Origin of the sequence: Novosphingobium jiangmenense (assembly GCF_015694345.1) — a bacterium.
Classification (GTDB): Bacteria; Pseudomonadota; Alphaproteobacteria; order Sphingomonadales; family Sphingomonadaceae; genus Novosphingobium; species Novosphingobium jiangmenense.
The window spans coordinates 259,003-278,072 of the sequence record NZ_JADQDC010000004.1 but is presented as its reverse complement, the minus strand read 5'-3'; the positions used below and the strand labels follow the sequence as shown (position 1 = coordinate 278,072).

Here is a 19,070-nt window from a genome sequence, read left to right as displayed (position 1 = left end):
GCCACTATCCTTCGCGGTGATAGGGATGACCAGCAAGAATGCTGGTGGCGCGCCAGAGCTGTTCGGCAAGCATGGCGCGCGCCATCATGTGCGGCCAGGTGGCCTTGCCAAACGCGATCAAAAGGTCGGCTGATTCTCGCAAGGGATCGTCATGACCGTCCGCCGCACCGATCAGGAAGCGGCATTCGCGCACGCCATCGTCTCGCCAGCGGCCAAGGATCGCGGCGAACTCGCTGGAGGTGAGCTGCTTGCCGCGTTCATCGAGCGCGACGGTGCGCGAAGGCGTTTGCGATGGCGTGGGGATTGAGCCGCCACGGTCGGGCAGTTCGGTCATCTTCCAGCCCCACGAAATGCGCTTGGCATAACGCTCGACCAACTCCGCCTCCGGCGAACGGCCGATCTTCCCGCGGGCGATGACGTGGAGCAGCATGGAAACGGTCTAGCGGGGATTGGGCTGCGTGAGAATCCCCGATCCATCCCTTCAGTTCGTCGTCCCCGCGCAGGCGGGGATCCAGAGTGCGCGAATTGTCGTCGCAAAACGACGAAGTTTTAGTGCGCCGGATTCCCGCCTGCGCGGGAATGACGAAAACGGCTTACGCCGCGCCAGCGTCTCCGAAGGCCCACATGCGTTCGAGGTTGTAGAACGTGCGCACTTCCGGGCGGAAGAGGTGAACGACGACGTCGCCCGCATCGATCAGCACCCAGTCCGCCGCCGGAAGACCCTCGATCCGCACGTGGCCGAAACCACCGTGCTTGATCCGCTCGGCCAGCTTCTGCGCCATGGCAGCGACCTGACGGGTCGAGCGGCCCGAGGCGATCACCATGTAATCGGCCACGGAGCTCTTGCCCTCGAGCGGGATGGAAACCACCTCCTGCGCCTGATCGTCGTCGAGCGACTGCAGCACGAGATCGTGCAGCGCGGCGGGGGTATAAGGAGTCTTGGGAGCGGTGCCGGCATTGGCCGACAGCGGTTGTACGCTGGTCATGATGCGCGAAATGGCCTCCGTGGCTCAAGAGTCAAGTGATAACGGTTGGAACGCGCAAGAGTTTCTATGCTCCGCACTATGGCGGAACATGGATCAAGGTGTTGCGCGGTCAGGGTTTTCCTCGCCCGACAAGGCAATGCGTGACAGCATCGCGCATGGCCGCCGGTGCGTAGCGGCGGGACCAATCCGGGTCATGGGCGCGAATCGCGCTGGCCGACCGGTGGTCAGGATCGAAGCGAAGAATGGTCAGCGCCGGAGCGCTCCGCATTGCGCCGGAGACGAACCGCCCGGGCCGCTGGCGCCAGCGGCGCAGCCAGGCCATGGCAGGACTTGCCAAGGCAGCCGAATCATAACCCGGACGGGCGATCACCGCAATCGGCATCTCGCTCGCGATCTGCCGCCAGTGTTTCCACCTGTGGAACTGGGCAAGATTGTCCGCGCCCATCAGCCAGACGAAGCGGCGTTTGGGGTAGCGCCGCTTGATCGCGCGCAAGGTGTCGACGGTGAAGCGCGTGCCAAGTTCGCGTTCGATCGCCGTGGCGCGGATCGGGGCATTGCGGCTCTGTCGACGCGCCGAAGCCAGCCGCGCTGCGAGCGGGGCCATACCTTCGACCGGCTTGAGCACATTACCGGGGGAAACCAGCCACCACACTTCGTCCAGCCTCAGCGCTTGAAGCGCAAAGAGCGTGACGCGGCGGTGGCCGCCGTGCGCCGGGTTGAAGCTGCCGCCGAACAGGCCGGTCAGGGGCGCGGCGGGATTCCTCAGGGGCGAACCTGACCCGAGCCACGGACCAGCCACTTGTAGGTGGTGAGGCCTTCGAGCGCGACCGGGCCCCGCGCGTGCAGGCGACCGGTGGCGATGCCGATCTCCGCACCAAGGCCGAACTCGCCACCATCGGCGAACTGGCTGGAGGCGTTGTGCATCACGATCGCACTGTCGACTTCGGTGAGGAAGCGGTCGGCCACAGCCTGATCTTCGGTAACGATCGCGTCGGTGTGGCCCGAGGCATGGGCGGCGACATGGGCAAGCGCCTCGTCCAGCCCATCGACCACTGCGACCGAGAGGATCGCGTCGAGATACTCGGTGTCCCAGTCGTTGGCGGCAACGGGCACGATGCGCGGATCGATGGCGCGGGCGCGGGCGTCGCCGCGCAGCTCGCAACCCACATCGAGCAGAGGTTCGACAAGGCCGTGCGGATCGGGATAGGTCGCATCGATCAGCAGCGTTTCCATCGCCCCGCAGATGCCGGTGCGGCGCATCTTGGCGTTGAGTACGATCGCCTTGGCCATGGCCGGATCGGCAGCGGCGTGGACGAAGGTGTGGTTGATGCCATCAAGGTGGGCGAGCACGGGCACGCGGGCGTCGGCCTGGACGCGGGCGACAAGGCTCTTGCCCCCGCGCGGCACGATCATGTCGATCAGGCCGGCCGCCGCGAGCATGGCGCCGACGGCGGCTCGGTCCTGAGTGGGCATCAGTTGCACAGCATCGGCAGGCACGCCGCCCTCGACGAGGCCCGCAACCAGCGCCTTGTGGATTGCGCGGTTGGAGTGGACGGCTTCGGAACCGCCCCGCAGGATCGTGGCGTTGCCCGAGCGTACGCAGAGCGCGGCGGCATCCGCGGTCACGTTCGGACGGCTTTCGTAGATGATGCCGATGACGCCCACGGGGATGCGCAGGCGCTGCAGAACCATGCCGTTGGGGCGCGCGGCTTCCGAAATCACTTCGCCGACGGGATCGGCAAGGCTGGCCACCTGATCGACGGCATCGGCGATCCCGGCAAGCCGCTCGGGCGTCAGCTTCAAGCGGTCGAGCATGGCGCCGGTCAGGCCATTCGCCTCGCCATTGGCCATGTCCTGCGCGTTGGCGGCAAGGATTTCCGCCTCGGCGGCGCGCAGCGATGCAGCGGCAAGCTTGAGCGCGCGTTCCTTGGCTGGCGAATCCATCCGCGCCAACTGGCGCTGCGCCGTGCGGGCGGCGCGGGCGAGGCCTTCGACCAGATCGGTCACGGATTCGGGCTGCTGTGCGGGCTGACTGGACATGGGCTGCGCCCTAGCACCTGCGTTGCGCGATGTCATCCGGATGGGTGATTGCAGGGCGACTCGAAGCACTCGATAAGGCTGGATGTGCGCCTGCTTAAACCAGTGCAAACGATTCATCGGGGGACTCACACGCTTCGCCGCGCCTTTGCAGATTCGGATTCGCTAGTCGGGAACCCGCTGGCTAGTTCGCGCCGCGACGGGATCTGAATTAACCAACCAACGCAGATAAACGACGGGGGTCGCCTGCCTGTGCCATCGATAAAGCCTGCCCGCTTTGCGGCTGCGCCAGCTATGGCAAAGGAAGCGCTTGCGCGGGTCCGCAGCTGGTTTCCCGAGCGTGAGTTCTTCATGCGCTCGCAGGGTCAGGTCCGCTTCATCCGCATCTCCTCGCGCCTGCAGATGACTGTGGCCGGTGGCATTGCCGCAGCCGTGCTGCTGTGGCTGGTGGTCATGGCCGCAACGCTGCTTTCCACGTTCACCGCCTCGCGCGACCGGACGGCATTGCTCGAACGGGAAGCCGCAGTGGCCTCGGCAGAAAGCCGCGTGGCCAAGTATCGCGGCGGGCTGGAGGGCGTGGCCGACGATCTCAATCGCCGTCAGGACTTCATCGAGAAGGCCATCGAAGGCACCATCGGCGAACTGCCCAAGGACCTGCCGCAAGGCACCGTGTCCGACAGCAGCGGCGAGGCGCAGAAGACCGTGCGCAAGATCTCTATGGAACTGCCCGAGGCCAAGCGCCTTGCCGAAGTCGAGGCGCGCCAGCTCGCCTTCATCGAGCGGCTGACCCGGTTTGCCGATGCGCGTTCGGCGCAGGCCGAAACCGCGATCCGGCGCGTTGGCCTGAACCCGGCGATTCTCCGCGCATCCTCACGTGAGGGCCAGGGCGGTCCGCTGATCCGACTGTTTACCGACAGCGACGCGACCGTCGATCCGCGCTTTGCCCGGCTTGGTGCCAGCCTTGAGCGGATGGCGGCGCTGGAAAAAGGTCTGCGCCGCATTCCCAACACCCTGCCCGCCAGCCTCGAATACATCTCGAGCGGCTTCGGCTATCGTTCGGACCCGTTTACCGGCGGCCCGGCATTTCATGCTGGCCTTGATTTTCGCGGCCCGGTTGGCGCGCCGATTTATGCCGCTGCTGCGGGTACGGTAAGTTTCGTTGGCCAGCGGCAGGGCTATGGCAATGTCGTCGAGGTCAGCCACGGCAACGGTCTGATGACGCGCTATGCCCATATGTCGCGCACAGAGGCGCGGTTCGGCCAGAAGGTTGAAGCCGGCAGCGAGATCGGCAAGATCGGCAATACCGGGCGCTCGACCGGGCCCCACCTCCATTTCGAAGTGCGGATCAACGACCGTCCGGTCAATCCGCGCCCCTTCCTTGAGGCAAACAGGCATGTTCAGGAAATCCGCGCCGGAAGCGCCGCGCACCGTATCGGGGAGTAATTCAGCAATGGCCGCGACTTTCTCCGTGCTGGGTGCCGACGTTGCCGTGAAGGGCGATCTTTCCGCCAGTGCCGATCTGCACATCGACGGCAGCATCGAGGGCGACATTACTTGCGCCGCACTGGTGCAGGGCGAGAAGAGCACGGTGACCGGTGCGATCAAGGCGCAGAGCGCGCGGCTTTCGGGCACGGTCCACGGCTCGATCGAGGCGGGCGAGCTGGTGATCCTCAAGACGGCGCGCATCCATGGCGACGTGAGCTACGACACGCTGACGATCGAGCAGGGCGCGCAGGTCGACGGGCGCTTCGCCCACCGCGTCCATGCGGGCGAGGAGCCGTCGCTGACTCTGGTCAGCTGAGGGTGCTTTGCATCGTACGCCCCTGACATCCGTCAAGGGCTTGCGGCACCGGCCCGATCCCCCGCCCGGCCACCCAAATCCTGCCGTAAAGGGCGTCCGGGCAGCGGAGCGGGCCGGCGCCGCAACTCTTTTCTTGCCGATTCGCCATTCCCGGCTTACATCGGCGAGGTTCAAGGCCGCTCCGCGAGGGGCGGCCCTTATTGTATCCGCTTTTCGCGGAGCCGCTTTTTTCGGGAGATTGTCCGTGAGCAACCAGCCCACGTATCCGCTGATGCCGCACGCCACCGCGTCCTGGCTCGTCGACAACACCGCGCTGACGTTCGAGCAGATCGCCGAGTTCTGCGGGCTGCACATCCTTGAAGTGCAGGCCATGGCCGATGATCTGGCCGGGCAGAAGTACACCGGGCGCGATCCGATCCACTCGGGCGAACTGAACCAGGCCGAGATCGACAAGGGTCAGGCAAACCCGGACTACAAGCTCAAGATGCAGCGCGCGCCGATCTCGGTCAGCCGCACCAAGGGCCCGCGCTACACCCCGGTTTCCAAGCGTCAGGACAAGCCCGACGGCATCGCCTGGATCCTGCGCAACCATCCGGAAGTTTCGGACGCACAGATCGGCAAGCTGATCGGCACCACGCGCACCACCATCGCCGCGATCCGCGATCGCAGCCACTGGAACATCGGCAACATCAACCCGAAGGACCCGGTGACGCTGGGCCTGTGCTCGCAGCGCGAACTCGATTCGCTGGTAGCCAAGGCCGCCAAGAAGGCCGGCATCGAGGACAACGGCGAGGCCGCCCTGCGCCTCGGCACCGACCGGGAAGCCCTGATCGAGGAACTGCGCGCCGAGCGTCAGGCCAGTGCCAAGGCTGCCTCGGAAGCCGCGCAGGAAGCCGAAGCCGCCGCGTGGCTCGCCGCGCGCCGCGCCGAGGGTATCTCGGACAGCTGAACTTCCGCCTCAGGCTGACGAAAAAGGACCGCCCTTGCGAAGGGGCGGCCCTTTTTCGTTGCCTTTGCAACAGGCTCAGATCGCCAGCACGATCTTGCCGATGTGGCTGCCCTGTTCCATCCGGACGTGGGCGGCAGATGCCTCGGCCAGCGCAAAGGTCTGGTCCATGATCGGGCGCAACTCGCCTGCCGCCACGAGCGGCCAGACCGTATCGCGGATTTCCGAGGCCAGCGCGGCCTTGAATGCCTTCGAACGCGGGCGCAGGGTCGAACCGGTCAGCGTCAAGCGGCGGCGCATGACTTCGGCCATGTTGAGTTCGGCCTTCAGCCCCCCCTGCACCGCAATCGTCACGTGGCGGCCGTCGTCGGCAAGGCACTTCAGGTTGCGTGCGACGTAATCGCCCGCGACCATGTCGAGCACGAGGTCGACGCCCCGCCCTTCGGTGATGCGCTTCACTTCCTCGACGAAATCGCTCGCCTTGTAGTCGATTGCATGGGCCGTGCCGATCTCCAGCGCCTGGCGGCACTTGTCCGGGCCGCCTGCGGTGACGATGACCGTGACACCGAACAGCTTGCCGAGCAGCACAGCCATCGAGCCGATGCCACTGGTGCCGCCGTGGACAAGGATCGTCTCACCGGGAGCCGCCATGCCGCGTTCGAACACGTTGTGCCAGACGGTGAACAGCGTTTCCGGGATTGCCGCCGCCTCGGCCAGCGAGAGGCCCGTCGGCACCTGCAGGCACTGCGCCGCCTCGGCAATGCAGTATTCGGCATAGCCGCCACCTGCCACCAGCGCGCAGACCATCGTGCCGGTGAAGGGCCAGGTCACCCCTTCGCCCATGGCGACGACCTGTCCGGAAATCTCCAGTCCCGGCAGCGGCGAGGCATCGGGCGGCGGCGGATAGAAGCCCTGTCGCTGGATCACGTCAGGCCGGTTCACGCCGGCGAACGCTACCCTGACCAGCACTTGCCCGGGACCGGGTTGCGGAACCGGGACAGTCTCGGGCCGAAGCACTTCCGGCCCGCCCGGGGCGTCCCAGCCGATTGCCGTCATTGTTGCAGGAATGCCGCTCATCCACCGCCCTTGTCGCTAGCGAATACCAATTTGCCCTTGGCTAGCCATGCAAGGCGTTGACAGCAAGGCACTGCAATGCCCAAACTGCCCGATATGGACCTTGATGAGCGCCCTCGCCCGAAAGGGGATCTGGCCAGCCAGCTGGCAACCGAGGTGCTTGACCCTTATTCGCACGACGAACTGAACGAGCGCATCCGCCTGCTCGAACTCGAAATCATGCGCACGGTTGCCCATCGCGACAAGGCGAGCGCCCATCGCGCCGCAGCTGAAGCCCTGTTCCGAACGCCTCCTCCTTCAGGCGAGGCCGGATGAATTCGCGCGCCCTTCCCTTTGCCGAAGGGCGTCACCATATCCCGGCATATACGGGTGTCTTTCAGGCATCTGTTCTCACCCTCACACGTGGTTTAGCCCGGGTTAATAACGCGTGTGCACTCTCCATGTCGGAGAACCCACCGGCGCAAGCCAGAAAGTAGCCGCAACATGCCCAGTTTCGCCCAGAGTCTCGAGAAAACGCTGCACACCGCGCTCGCCAACGCGTCCGAGCGCAGCCACGAGTACGCGACTCTCGAGCATCTCCTGCTGGCCCTGATCGACGATCCGGATGCGGCGCAGGTCATGCAGGCTTGCGGCGTGGACCTTGGCGATCTTGGTGACGTGGTGCGCCAGTACCTCGATCAGGAATACCAGTCGCTCAAGACCCAGGAAAAGGCCGATCCCCAGCCGACCGCCGGGTTCCAGCGGGTGATCCAGCGCGCCATCCTGCACGTGCAGTCCTCGGGCAAGGACACCGTGACGGGGGCGAACGTGCTGGTCGCGCTGTTCTCGGAACGCGATTCCTATGCGGTCTACTTCCTCCAGCAGCAGGACATGAGCCGCCTCGATGCGGTCAGCTTCATCAGCCACGGCATCGGCAAGGGCGGCCGGCAGGTTGAAGGCCGCACGCCCAAGGGCGCCGAGGAAGAGGCTCCGAAGCAGCAGGAAGAAAAGGCCGACGCCAAGGGCCAGAAGAAGGAAACCGCGCTCGACCAGTTCTGCGTCAACCTCAACGAGAAGGCGCTGAACGGCAAGGTCGATCCGCTGATCGGGCGCGGGCCCGAAGTGGACCGCACGATCCAGATCCTGTGTCGCCGTTCCAAGAACAACCCGCTCTACGTGGGCGATCCGGGCGTCGGCAAGACCGCCATCGCCGAGGGTCTGGCGCGCAAGATCGTCGAAGGCGAAGTGCCGGAAGTGCTGTCCGAAGCGGTGATCTACTCGCTCGACATGGGGTCGCTGCTGGCCGGAACGCGTTATCGCGGCGACTTCGAGGAACGCCTCAAGCAGGTCGTCTCGGAGCTCGAGAAGATGCCGCACGCGGTGCTGTTCATCGACGAGATCCACACCGTGATCGGTGCCGGCGCGACCAGCGGCGGGGCCATGGATGCCTCGAACCTGCTGAAGCCTGCGCTTTCGGGCGGGACGATCCGTTGCATCGGCTCGACCACCTACAAGGAGTTCCGCAACCACTTCGAAAAGGACCGCGCCCTGCTGCGCCGGTTCCAGAAGATCGACGTGAACGAGCCGACCATCGAGGACACGATCAAGATCCTGCGTGGCCTGCGCACCGCGTTCGAGGAACACCACAAGGTCAAGTACACGCCTGATGCGATCAAGACCGCAGTCGAGCTTTCGGCGCGCTACATCAATGATCGCAAGCTGCCCGACAAGGCGATCGACGTGATCGACGAAGTGGGCGCGATGCAGATGCTGGTGCCGCCGAACAAGCGCAAGAAGACCATCACCGCGCGCGAGATCGAGCAGGTCATCGCGACGATGGCGCGCATCCCGCCCAAGTCGGTCAGCTCGGACGACAAGAAGGTGCTCGAACATCTCGAGCGCGACCTGAAGCGTCTGGTGTTCGGTCAGGACAAGGCGATCGAGGTCCTGTCCTCGGCAATGAAGCTGAGCCGTGCAGGCCTGCGCGATGCAGACAAGCCGATCGGCTCGTTCCTGTTCTCGGGCCCGACCGGCGTCGGCAAGACCGAAGTTGCCCGCAGCCTCGCCCAGATCATGGGCATCCCGCTGCAGCGCTTCGACATGTCGGAATACATGGAGCGCCACTCGGTTTCGCGCCTGATCGGTGCGCCTCCGGGCTACGTCGGGTTCGATCAGGGCGGTCTGCTGACCGACGCGATCGACCAGCAGCCGCACTGCGTCCTGCTGCTCGACGAGATCGAGAAGGCCCACCCCGACCTGTTCAACATACTGCTGCAGGTGATGGACAACGGCCGCCTGACCGACCACCACGGCAAGACGGTGGATTTCCGAAACGTGGTCCTGATCATGACCACCAATGCGGGCGCTTCGGACATGGCGCGCCAGGGCATCGGCTTCGGCGATGTGTCGAAGGCCGACGCGGGTGACGAGGCCGTGAAGAAGATGTTCACGCCCGAGTTCCGCAACCGTCTCGATGCGATCGTGCCGTTCGGTTACCTGCCGCCCGAGGTTGTCAGCCGCGTGGTCGACAAGTTCGTGCTGCAGCTCGAACTGCAGCTGGCCGAACAGAACGTCCACATCCAGTTCGATGCCGAAGCGCGCAGCTGGCTGGCCAAGAAGGGCTATGACAAGCTCTACGGTGCCCGCCCGATGGCCCGCCTGATCCAGGAAAAGGTCAAGAAGCCGCTCGCCGAGGAACTGCTGTTCGGCAAGCTCGCCAATGGCGGCGAAGTCCACGTCAGCCTCAAGGAGGACGCGCTTTCCTTCGAGCTGACGCCGGCCGCGCCCAAGCTGGTCAAGAAGAAGGCCCGCAAGGGCAAGGCCGGAAGCGCGGCGACCGAAGAGCCGAGCGCGGACGAAGCCGAATAAGCTTCAGGCCTTGAAGGAAAGGAAGGGCGGCATCGCAAGGTGCCGCCCTTTCCTTTGGGATTTATCGCGCCTCGGGCAGCGGCGTATGCGGCGCTGCCCATTCACCCCGGTCGATCAGGCCGTCGCCGTTGCTGTCGATCATCGTGAAGCGCGTGTTGTTGAACGCCATCCATTCCGACAGGGTCAGCTTGCCGTCGTTGTCCGTGTCGGCCACCGCGAGCAGGCTCTGCGGGGTGAGTCCATCCAGCTCCGCCAGCATCGCTGCCCCGGCCTGAAGCTCCGCGGCGTTGAGATTGCCGTCGTGTTCCATGTCCATCATCTCGAACAGGCTTTGCGCGCCCTGAGCGTATTCGGCGCTGGAAATGCTGCCGTCGTGCGCTGCATCAAGCCGGTCGAAGCTGGCCAGCGGATTGCGTGACGGCGGGACAGCGGTGACGGGAGGTTCCGGCGGAGCGACCGCCGGTATCGAAGCCGTGGGCGAGACATCGGGGCCGGTCTCCTTCCCCTTGCCGTCACACCCCGCCAGCAGCACGGCTGCGCACAACGGCGCGAGCAGGAGGGGGCTTTTGCGGAGCATGGCTTGTCTCCCGGATCGCTGGTGGAGGGCTGGGGCAAGCTAACTCCATGACCTGAACCTTGCCTGTCCCGCGTGTCGAAACCTGTGGCATTGGTGCATCTGGAACGAATCCCGGCGGGCAGCCATTGTTCCGGCATGGCAGCGGCATTCTCGTGGATCAGGGCGGAGCCGATGGGCATCCACGTTGCGCCTGCCGACGTATGGATCGACCCGGCACGTCCGGTGGAGACGGCTCTGGTCACCCATGGCCATGCCGACCACGCTCGCGGCGGCCACGGTCGCACGGTGGCGACGCCGGAAACCCTGGCGATCATGCAACTGCGGTACGGGGTTGAAGCGGACAGCGCAGTTCGGGCGGCTCCTGTTACCTATGGCGAGACGCTGGAACTGCGCGGCGGCGTGCGCGCGACGTTCGTACCCGCCGGTCATGTCCTCGGCTCGGCCCAGATCCTGCTGGAACACGCTGGCGAGCGCGTCGTCATCACCGGGGACTACAAGCGCCGCGCAGATCCGACCTGCCCACCGTTCGAGGTGACACCCTGCGACGTGTTCATCACGGAGGCGACGTTCGGGCTGCCGGTGTTCCGCCACCCGCCGATTGCAGATGAAATGGCCAAGCTGCTCTCTGCGCGAGAAAACGATCAGGGGCGCTGCGTGCTCGTGGGTGCCTATGCACTCGGCAAGGCGCAACGCGTGATCGCCGAACTGCGTGCTGCCGGCTACAGCGAAACAATCTGGCTGCATGGCGCGATGGAGCGGATGTGCCGGCTTTACGAGGACCACGGCGTCGATCTGGGCGATCTCAAGGCCGTCGCGGGCGTGCCAAAGGCGGCGCTGGTCAACAGCATTGTGATCTGCCCGCCGTCCGCGCTCAACGACCGCTGGAGCCGTCGCCTGCCCGATCCGGTCACCGCTATGGCGTCAGGCTGGATGCGCGTGCGGCAGCGGGCGCGGCAGCGCAATGTCGAACTGCCGCTGATCATCTCGGATCACGCCGACTGGGATGAACTGACCCACACCATCGCGCAGGTGAACCCGGCCGAGACTTGGATCACCCACGGTCGCGAGGAAGCGCTGCTGCGCTGGTGCGAACTGACGCAGCGCAAGGCCCGTGCCCTGGCGCTGGTGGGGTATGAGGACGAGGACGACTGATGGAGCGCTTCGCCGCCCTGCTCGACGCGCTCGTCCTCACGCCATCACGCAATGCCAAGCTGGCGCTGCTGGCCGAGTACTTGCGTGAGATGCCCGATCCCGATCGGGGCTGGGCGCTGGCCGCGCTCACCGATGGGCTGGACTTCCCGGCAGTAAAGGCGAGCCTGATCCGTTCGCTGATGGCCGAGCGGGTCGACCCGGTGCTGTGGACGCTGAGCCGCGATTACGTGGGCGATACGGCCGAGACCGCCAGCCTGCTCTGGCCTGAGCCGATCGGCGAGCGCCTGCCCCCGCCCTCGGTCGCCGAAGTGGTCGAGACCTTGCACGCCAGCACGCGCAGCACAGCACCCGGAATTCTCACCGACCTGATGGACCGTCTTGACGTCAACGGTCGCTATGCTCTGCTGAAGCTTGCCACCGGCGCAATGCGCATCGGCATTTCCGCGCGCCTCGCCAAGGTCGCATTTGCGCAGGCCTTTGAAGTCAGCGTCGAGGATGTGGAGGAATACTGGCACGGGCAGGCACCACCTTACCTGCCCCTGTTCGACTGGGCCGCCAATGGCGCGGCACCGCCCCGCACCGACCTACTGCCGCTGTTCCGGCCCTTCATGCTGGCCCATCCGCTCGAAGCGGAAAGCCTCGACCTCTCGGAATTCGCAGCCGAGTGGAAATGGGACGGCATTCGCGTGCAGATTGTTCATGTCGCGGGCGAGACGCGCGTCTATTCGCGCAGCGGCGACGACATTTCCGGCACCTTTCCCGAAGTGACCGCTGCGCTGACCACGCCCTGCGTGCTCGACGGCGAACTGCTGGTGCGCGGGGCGCATCAGGGCGGCGAGACTGGCGGGGCGGCAAGCTTCAATGCCCTGCAGCAGCGTCTTGGCCGCAAGTCCGTGTCGAAGGCGATGCTCAGCGATTATCCCGCGTTCGTGCGCCTCTATGATCTGCTCATCGAGGATGGTGAAGACTTGCGCGAATGGGCCTGGGAACAGCGCCGGGCGCGGCTGGAAGCACTGGTGCCCAAGCTGGACCAGAACCGCTTCGATATCTCGCAGGTGATCGAGGCCCGGAGCTTCGACGAACTCGCCGAGATTCGTGCAAGGGCGCGTGACGAGGCGATCGAAGGAGTCATGCTCAAGCGGCGCGACAGTCCCTACGTCGCCGGACGGCGGACCGGGCTGTGGTACAAGTGGAAGCGCGATCCGCTGCTGATCGATTGCGTGCTGATGTATGCGCAGCGGGGTTCGGGGAAGCGGTCCTCCTTCTACTCGGACTACACCTTCGGCTGCTGGAACGGCGATCCGGACGAGGGCGCAGAGCTGCTTCCGGTCGGCAAGGCCTACTTCGGCTTTACCGACGAGGAGCTGAAATGGCTCGATCGCTACGTCCGGCAGCACACCGTAGCGAAGTTCGGCCCGGTGCGCGAGACCGACAAGTCGCTGGTGTTCGAAGTCGCCTTCGATTCGGTCCACGCCAGCAAGCGCCACAAGTCCGGCGTCGCCATGCGTTTCCCCCGCATCAGCCGCATCCGCAACGACAAACCGGCTCATGAAGCTGACCGGCTTGAAACGCTCAGGAACCTGATCGCGGACTAGGCTCTGGCGGAACCCTGCAACGCCATTGCCGTTCTTCCGTAAAGCTCTGGGAGAGAACGCTAATGGCCAACCTTTTGTTCGCCGCTCCGGCCTATGCCCTGGGCCGACTCGCATGGACATCGCTGCGCACCGGGAGCGAGTGGACCCGCTATCGCCAGTGGGATGCAGTGGCGACGAACTGGGCCATCGGTGCCGTGCTCGGCGGCATGGCGGCAGGATTGGCGGCCAAGGCCCTTCCCCACCGCGAATGAAGCGCCAAGTGATTGATTGCGGTCAATGTTGCGGGCGCAGATCGCGGGCAGAAGCAAGGCTCCAGATCCCAGTTCCGGAGCAATTCCTTGGCTACCCAGGCCCCCGCAAAAAGCCCCTACGACCGCCTTGGCGGCATCGACACTCTGCGCCGCATCACCGACCGCTTCTATGACCTAATGGACGCCGATCCGGCCTATGCCGAACTGCGCGCGATGCACGCGCCCGACCTTGCGCCGATGCGCGAATCCCTCCCCGGTTTCCTCTCAGGGTGGAGCGGCGGCCCGCGCGACTGGTTCGAGGCGCATCCCGGCAAGTGCATGATGTCAATGCACAAGCCCTTCCCGATCACGCGCGAGACGGCCACGCAATGGGCCGACTGCATGTCCCGCGCCATCGCCGACGTGTCTCCCGAAGACAGCGAGATTGCAGCAGGGCTCAGCGAGGTCCTTGGCCAGATGGCCAAAGGCATGGCGCGCACCTGATTCCCTTGCGCGCGAAGCCGCGCTAGAAGGCGCGCGTGATCCTCAACGACCGCCAGCGCCGGACGTTTGCCATGGCTCTTGCCGGGATGGCCGGTTTTGTCGATTCGGTTGGCTTCCTGTCGGCGCATGGATACTTCGTGTCGTTCATGTCGGGAAACACCACGCGCCTTGGCGTCGCGCTGGGCACCGCTCCCGCCGATGCATTGGTCCCGATGCTGCTCATTCTCGGGTTCATCGCTGGAGTGACCGGCGGCGCGCTGGTCTCGGAGCGCGCCGGTTCCTTTCGCAAGCCCGCCGTTCTGGCGCTGGTCACCACGCTGCTGGTCGCCGCCTCGCTTGCCCGCTTCGCCGATCACGGAGCGCTGATGATGGCGGCGCTGGTGCTGGCGATGGGCGCGCTCAACAACACCTTTCAGCGCGATGGCGAGGTGACCGTTGGGCTGACCTACATGACCGGCGCGCTGGTCAAGCTTGGCCTTGGTCTTGCGCGACGTCTTTCGGGCAAGCGCGATGGCGCCTGGGCGTCCTGGGCGCAACTCTGGGCAGGCCTGCTGGCTGGCGCGGTGCTCGGCGCGTTCCTGCAGGACCGCCTGCCGCTGGGCTGCCTGTGGATCGCCAGCGCGTGGAGCGCTTTGATGGTGGCGATCGCCTTCAAGGTTCCCGCTGAAAGCTAGGGTCCGCACCCTAGGCCGGCGGGATCCTGAACAGCTTCTCCCGAGAAGTTGCGCCGCGCAACATTTCGACCTTCGAGGGCGCAACTTGCAAGGCCTGCGCCAGCAGTTCGAGAACGGCAGCGGTGGCCTTGCCATCCTCTGGCTTGGCACGGACCTTCACCGCCACGCGGCCGGCTTCTATCTCGATCCCTTCGCCACGTGCGCCGGGCGTGACCCGCACCGCGAGCCGCCCCTCACCATCCGCCAAGGCGCGCAAGGCCTCGGGCGGTGGAAGATCAGCCTTCGGTCGCGCCAAGAACGGCCGCCTTATGCGCCTGCCCGTTGCGGACATACCCTTGGACGCCACGCTGCATCTCGGTGATCGCAACGTCGTTGAGATCGCGCATGTACACTGCGGGACGCCCGCTCCACAGCTGGCGCGAAAGCACGCGCTTGCCGCCGGTGAGCATGGCGCCCGCCGCCAGCATGCCGTCGCTTTCGATATGCGCGCCGCTCATCACGATCGCGCCGAGGCCGACGAAGCCGCGATCCTCGATCACGCAGCCGTGGACCATGGCGAGGTGTCCGACCAGCACGTCCTCGCCGATGATTGTCGGGAAGCCCTCGGGCTTGTTCGGCGCAGGGCTGTCGACGTGGATGACGCTGCCATCCTGGATGTTGGAACGCGCGCCGATGCGGATGAAGTTGACGTCGCCGCGCAGCACGCAATTGTACCAGATGGACACGTCAGGCCCGATTTCAACATCACCGATGATTCGGCACCCCGGCGCGATGAACGCGGATTCGTGGATGCGCGGTGTCTTGCCGTTGAAGGGGATGATCGAAACGTCAGGGTAAGTCATCTACTTGCTCATCAGGCGCGCCGCATGGGCAGCATGGTAGGTCAGCACGCCAGAGCAGCCCGCGCGCTTGAACGATACTAGCGTTTCGAGCACCATCGCATCGCGATCGGCAGCGCCTGCCGCCACCGCCGCCTCGATCATCGCGTATTCGCCGCTCACCTGATAGGCGAAGACCGGCACGCCGAAGGTTTCCTTCACGCGGCACGCAATGTCGAGATAAGGCAGCCCCGGCTTGACCATCACGCTGTCCGCGCCTTCGGCCAGATCCATTTCCACCTCGCGCAGCGCTTCCTCGGCGTTACCCGGGTCCATCTGGTAGGTCTTCTTGTTGCCCTTGAGCAGCCCGCGCGAGCCGACCGCATCGCGGAACGGGCCGTAGAACGCAGAGGCGTACTTGGCCGCGTACGACATGATCTGCACGTTGATATGGCCCGCGCCTTCGAGCGCCTCGCGGATCGCGCCAATGCGGCCGTCCATCATGTCCGAGGGCGCAATGATGTCAGCCCCGGCGGCGGCCTGGTTGAGGCTCTGGCCGACGAGCATCTCGACGGTCTGGTCGTTGAGGACATAACCCTGCTCGTCGATCAGCCCGTCCTGGCCGTGGCTGGTATAGGGGTCGAGGGCGACGTCGGTCAGCACGCCAATGTCGTCGCCGCAGGCGTCCTTGATCGCCTTGATCGCGCGGCACATCAGGTTGTCGGGGTTCAGGGCTTCCTTGCCATCCTCGCTACGGCGATCTGGCTGGGTATTGGGAAACAGGGCGAGGCAGGGAATGCCAAGCGCCACGGCTTCCTTCGCTCGTGCGACGATACCGTCGACCGACCAGCGCGAGACGCCGGGGAGCGAGAGGATCGGGTCCTCGACGCCATCGCCCTCGGTCACGAACAGCGGCCAGATCAGGTCGGCGGGGGTGACCAGCACTTCGCGGTGCATGGCGCGGCTCCATGCGGTGGCACGGGTGCGGCGCAGGCGAGTCATCGGATAAGTCGTCATGGCAAGCAGGCCTAGCGCTTGGCCCGCCCTGCTGCAATCAGTGAGAGCGGTTTGCGGGAATCGCGGTGATCTGCGCAAGCTTGCTGCGGAAGGCGGCAAGTTGCGCCGGATCGACGGTGGCGCGCTGGACGATCGAGGTCATCGACATCGGATTCACGGTCTGGCCCCCTCGATACATCTCGTAATGGAGGTGCGGACCGGTCGAAAGCCCGGTCGAGCCGACATAGCCGATCACCTGCCCACGTCGCACGCTCATGCCCGGCGCGACGGCAATGCGGCTCATGTGGCCATAGCCGGTGCCGATGCCGCCGCCGTGATCGAGGCGGACGTAATTGCCATGCCCGCCATGCCACCCGGCAAAGCTCACGCGGCCATCGGTGGCGGCATAGACCGGCGCGCCCCAGCTGGCGGCAAAGTCGATCCCGGCGTGCATGCGCACATAGCCGAGGATGGGATGGCGGCGTGAGCCGTAGCCCGAGGTTATATGACCATTGACCGGCGCACCGAGGAAGCCGGTCGTTTCCTGCGCGCCTTCGGCCATGCCCTGTGGTGAGTAGAACGCGCCATCGTTGCCCCAGCGCAGGAGTTGCAGCACCGGCTTCCCGGCCCGGACCACGCCAGCATAGAGCAGATCGCCCGGTTGCTGCTCGCCCGTTCCGGCGCGGCGGTTGGCAAAGACCAGATCGAACTCGTCACCCGGCGCGATTTCCTCGAATGCCATGTGTTCGTCGATCGTGCGCAGATAGTCCTGCACCGCAGACGGTGGCGCCCCGGCCGCGCGGGCCGAGCGATAGAGGCTTGCCCCGACGATGCCGCGAATGCGCTGCGGTGAGGTGTCGACGGCAATGGCGTTGCTGGCCAGCGCCAGACCACCACCGCTGCGCCGGATGTCGAGCGCGAGATCGAAGCGCGGGCGGAACGAAAGCTGCTCCAGCGGGCGCGGTTGGGCCGGGCTGGTGCGCGCGCCCAGGCGGATCGAGAAACGCGTGCCCTCTGGAATCGCGCCCGGCTTGACCTGCCCACCGACCAGATCGAGCACCCGCACGATGTCGGTGCTGGCAAGGCCAGCCCGTTGCAGCATGCGCGGGAAGCTGTCGCCTGCGCCGAGCGTGGCGGTGAGGTCGATGCTCGGGCGTTCGGGCGCGGCGGCCAGCGGGATCACTGCAGACGTAGCGTTCATCCGCCGCCCGTTGTCCGCGCCAAATGCCAACGGACGGATGCCCTGCACGCGGAATTCGTCGTGCGCGGCGTCGTCGAGCAAGGTCAGCGGCGCAGCCTGCAGCGGTGCAAAGCTGGGCCACATCAGCACAGCAGCCGCCCCAAGGCCGAGCATGGTGCCAAAGCCCCGGAACCAGCGGGCACTGCCGAGGTCCTCGGCCAGATCGGGAACGAGATCGAACTTCGCGAAGGCGCGTTCGACCGGTGCCGTAAGGCGCGGCCAATGCCGCTCGAGTCCATGTTCCAGGCGACCAAGCAGCAACTGCCAGCGCGTCGGCGGTACCGGTACGCGCGGTGGCGCGGTGCGCTGGCCGAAGCCGCTCCCCCCACCCGCTCCGGCGAGTGCCCAGATCTGGTCCCGTGGCGTGAACACGATTGCTGCCTTACCCTCTTGCGCTCCGGACTGCACGGACAAGGTTAATGTTCGGTGAAATCGGCCACTTTGTCGCCTTGGCTCAAGGGTGTGGCAGTACACACCGGCGCTCGCTATGCTGGAACAGGTTACAGGGGGAACGGGATTGAGCGGCACGGAGACTTTGGGTGACATGGCTGGCGCGCTGGCTGCGGCGCGGACTGTGGAGCCGACTGCGGGCGAGTATCGCGCCGATGGCCACACCCACGAATCCGCCTGCCTCAATTGTGCAACGCCGCTGGTCGGCAGCCATTGCCACGCCTGCGGGCAAGCCGCCCACGTCCACAAGACACTGGGCGCTTTCTTCCACGATCTGCTTCACGGCGTGTTCCATTTCGAGGGCAAGATCTGGCGCACCTTGCCAATGCTGGTTGCCAAACCGGGCAAGCTGACCCGGGAGTACATCGACGGCAAGCGCGCAAGCTACGTCAGCCCGATTGCGCTGTTCCTGTTCTGTGTGTTCCTGCTGTTCACCACGATCAATTCGCTGGGCGGCGATATCGGCGCCAGCGTCAACACGACCGTAGAGCAGGGCCTCAAGCAGGAGCGCGAGGATCTGGTCAAACTGAAGGCCGAGCGCAGCTCGGCTACCAGCGACGCGGCACAATTGGCGAAGATCGATGCGGCCATCGCCGAAACGCGCAAGAACATTGCGGGGCTTGAGCAGGTCAAGGCAAGCGGCATCAGCGTGGCCAATGTCGACACCAGCGGCCTCGAGACAGCGGGCGACGTCGGCTGGATCAACGAGGCGGTGAAGAAGGCCAAGGCCAACCCCGGTCTCGCGCTCTACAAGGTGCAGACCTACAGCTACAAGCTGAGCTGGGCGCTGATCCCGATCTCGGTGCCGTTCCTATGGCTGCTGTTCCCGTTCAGCCGCCGCTTCGGGCTTTACGATCACACCGTGTTCGTGACCTACTCGCTGTGCTTCATGACCCTGCTGGGAATCGTAGCGACGATTGGCGGGAAACTCGGCATCGTCAGCATCGGCGTAGTCGCCATCCTTCCGCCGATCCACATGCTCCTGCAACTGCGCGGCACTTACGGCCTGTCATGGTTCGGCGCATGGTGGCGCACGTGGTTCCTCAGCATGTTTGCTTTCATGGCCATGATGCTGTTCGCAGTCATCATCCTCGTCGAGGCGGGTGGCTGAACCTGATGTCTGAAACAAAGAAGGCCGGAGGT

At 65.5% G+C, this 19,070-nt stretch carries 21 protein-coding genes; 11 read left to right on the top strand and 10 right to left on the bottom strand.

Annotated elements, in window-relative coordinates; all coding sequences use genetic code 11:
- Positions 1-4: 4 nt before the first annotated feature.
- The 4 genes from I2488_RS08365 to I2488_RS08350 form a co-directional block, all read right to left on the bottom strand.
- On the bottom strand, positions 5-430 hold the full coding sequence (locus I2488_RS08365) for a 23S rRNA (pseudouridine(1915)-N(3))-methyltransferase RlmH (RefSeq protein ID WP_196275332.1): 426 nt from the start codon (positions 428-430) through the stop codon (positions 5-7).
- A 163-nt stretch (positions 431-593) separates the two neighbouring features.
- Positions 594-986 carry a ribosome silencing factor gene (gene rsfS, locus I2488_RS08360; RefSeq protein WP_039337819.1) on the bottom strand — a complete coding sequence of 131 codons (393 nt, stop codon included), beginning with the start codon at positions 984-986 and terminating at the stop codon, positions 594-596.
- 109 nt (positions 987-1,095) lie between these two features.
- Complete coding sequence (locus I2488_RS08355) at positions 1,096-1,785, bottom strand: nicotinate-nucleotide adenylyltransferase (RefSeq protein ID WP_196275331.1); 690 nt, start codon at positions 1,783-1,785, stop codon at positions 1,096-1,098.
- Positions 1,749-3,026 (bottom strand): glutamate-5-semialdehyde dehydrogenase, encoded by a 1,278-nt coding sequence (locus I2488_RS08350; RefSeq protein ID WP_196275330.1) that lies wholly within the window; start codon positions 3,024-3,026, stop codon positions 1,749-1,751. Before I2488_RS08350 ends, I2488_RS08355 begins: the two co-directional genes overlap by 37 nt.
- A 291-nt stretch (positions 3,027-3,317) precedes the next feature.
- Between I2488_RS08350 and I2488_RS08345 the strand changes: the two genes are divergently transcribed.
- The 3 genes from I2488_RS08345 (at position 3,318) to I2488_RS08335 (ending at position 5,773) form a co-directional block, all read left to right on the top strand.
- Positions 3,318-4,466 (top strand): M23 family metallopeptidase, encoded by a 1,149-nt coding sequence (locus I2488_RS08345; protein ID WP_246465558.1) that lies wholly within the window; start codon positions 3,318-3,320, stop codon positions 4,464-4,466.
- Between the two features lie 7 nt (positions 4,467-4,473).
- Positions 4,474-4,824 (top strand): bactofilin family protein, encoded by a 351-nt coding sequence (locus I2488_RS08340; RefSeq protein ID WP_196275329.1) that lies wholly within the window; start codon positions 4,474-4,476, stop codon positions 4,822-4,824.
- Between the two features lie 244 nt (positions 4,825-5,068).
- Entirely contained in the window at positions 5,069-5,773 is a 705-nt protein-coding gene (locus tag I2488_RS08335) for a cell cycle transcriptional regulator TrcR (protein WP_196275328.1), read from the top strand.
- A gap of 75 nt (positions 5,774-5,848) precedes the next feature.
- On the opposite strand, the gene I2488_RS08330 is transcribed toward I2488_RS08335, so the two are convergent.
- On the bottom strand, positions 5,849-6,847 hold the full coding sequence (locus I2488_RS08330) for an NAD(P)H-quinone oxidoreductase (protein WP_196275327.1): 999 nt from the start codon (positions 6,845-6,847) through the stop codon (positions 5,849-5,851).
- 75 nt (positions 6,848-6,922) lie between these two features.
- Here I2488_RS08330 and I2488_RS08325 point away from each other — a divergent pair, with 75 nt between their 5' ends.
- On the top strand, positions 6,923-7,159 hold the full coding sequence (locus I2488_RS08325) for a DUF1192 family protein (RefSeq protein WP_425492380.1): 237 nt from the start codon (positions 6,923-6,925) through the stop codon (positions 7,157-7,159).
- Positions 7,160-7,327: 168 nt separating this feature from the next.
- Positions 7,328-9,691 (top strand): ATP-dependent Clp protease ATP-binding subunit ClpA, encoded by a 2,364-nt coding sequence (clpA, locus tag I2488_RS08320; RefSeq protein ID WP_196275326.1) that lies wholly within the window; start codon positions 7,328-7,330, stop codon positions 9,689-9,691.
- Between the two features lie 61 nt (positions 9,692-9,752).
- Here clpA and I2488_RS08315 read toward each other — a convergent pair whose 3' ends face one another.
- Positions 9,753-10,268 (bottom strand): EF-hand domain-containing protein, encoded by a 516-nt coding sequence (locus tag I2488_RS08315; RefSeq protein WP_196275399.1) that lies wholly within the window; start codon positions 10,266-10,268, stop codon positions 9,753-9,755.
- Between the two features lie 135 nt (positions 10,269-10,403).
- On the opposite strand from I2488_RS08315, the gene I2488_RS08310 reads away from it, so the two are divergent.
- The 5 genes from I2488_RS08310 (at position 10,404) to I2488_RS08290 (ending at position 14,423) form a co-directional block, all read left to right on the top strand.
- The gene (locus I2488_RS08310; protein ID WP_196275325.1) at positions 10,404-11,420 is read left to right on the top strand and encodes a ligase-associated DNA damage response exonuclease; all 1,017 of its coding nucleotides are present in this window, start codon (positions 10,404-10,406) and stop codon (positions 11,418-11,420) included.
- A complete protein-coding gene (locus I2488_RS08305; RefSeq protein ID WP_196275324.1) occupies positions 11,420-13,015 on the top strand; it encodes a cisplatin damage response ATP-dependent DNA ligase in 1,596 nt (531 codons plus the stop codon). The genes I2488_RS08310 and I2488_RS08305 overlap by 1 nt, the downstream gene beginning before the upstream one ends.
- 62 nt (positions 13,016-13,077) lie before the next feature.
- The gene (locus I2488_RS08300; protein ID WP_196275323.1) at positions 13,078-13,266 is read left to right on the top strand and encodes a hypothetical protein; all 189 of its coding nucleotides are present in this window, start codon (positions 13,078-13,080) and stop codon (positions 13,264-13,266) included.
- Positions 13,267-13,353: 87 nt separating this feature from the next.
- Positions 13,354-13,749 carry a group II truncated hemoglobin gene (locus tag I2488_RS08295; RefSeq protein ID WP_196275322.1) on the top strand — a complete coding sequence of 132 codons (396 nt, stop codon included), beginning with the start codon at positions 13,354-13,356 and terminating at the stop codon, positions 13,747-13,749.
- A gap of 35 nt (positions 13,750-13,784) precedes the next feature.
- Complete coding sequence (locus tag I2488_RS08290; RefSeq protein WP_196275321.1) at positions 13,785-14,423, top strand: DUF1275 family protein; 639 nt, start codon at positions 13,785-13,787, stop codon at positions 14,421-14,423.
- Positions 14,424-14,433: 10 nt separating this feature from the next.
- On the opposite strand, the gene I2488_RS08285 is transcribed toward I2488_RS08290, so the two are convergent.
- The 4 genes from I2488_RS08285 to I2488_RS19795 are packed head-to-tail and all read right to left on the bottom strand — an operon-like array spanning position 14,434 to position 17,849.
- Positions 14,434-14,718, bottom strand: a complete 285-nt coding sequence (locus I2488_RS08285) for a DUF167 domain-containing protein (RefSeq protein ID WP_196275320.1) — start codon at positions 14,716-14,718, stop codon at positions 14,434-14,436.
- Positions 14,699-15,265, bottom strand: coding sequence for a gamma carbonic anhydrase family protein (locus I2488_RS08280; protein ID WP_196275319.1), 567 nt, complete (start codon positions 15,263-15,265; stop codon positions 14,699-14,701). Before I2488_RS08280 ends, I2488_RS08285 begins: the two co-directional genes overlap by 20 nt.
- Positions 15,266-16,258: a porphobilinogen synthase gene (gene hemB / locus I2488_RS08275; RefSeq protein ID WP_196275318.1), complete on the bottom strand. Its 993-nt coding sequence runs from the start codon at positions 16,256-16,258 to the stop codon at positions 15,266-15,268.
- Positions 16,259-16,295: 37 nt separating this feature from the next.
- Positions 16,296-17,849, bottom strand: coding sequence for a peptidoglycan DD-metalloendopeptidase family protein (locus I2488_RS19795; RefSeq protein WP_343071015.1), 1,554 nt, complete (start codon positions 17,847-17,849; stop codon positions 16,296-16,298).
- Between the two features lie 172 nt (positions 17,850-18,021).
- On the opposite strand from I2488_RS19795, the gene I2488_RS08265 reads away from it, so the two are divergent.
- On the top strand, positions 18,022-19,038 hold the full coding sequence (locus I2488_RS08265; protein ID WP_246465557.1) for a DUF3667 domain-containing protein: 1,017 nt from the start codon (positions 18,022-18,024) through the stop codon (positions 19,036-19,038).
- The last annotated feature ends 32 nt before the right edge of the window (positions 19,039-19,070 follow it).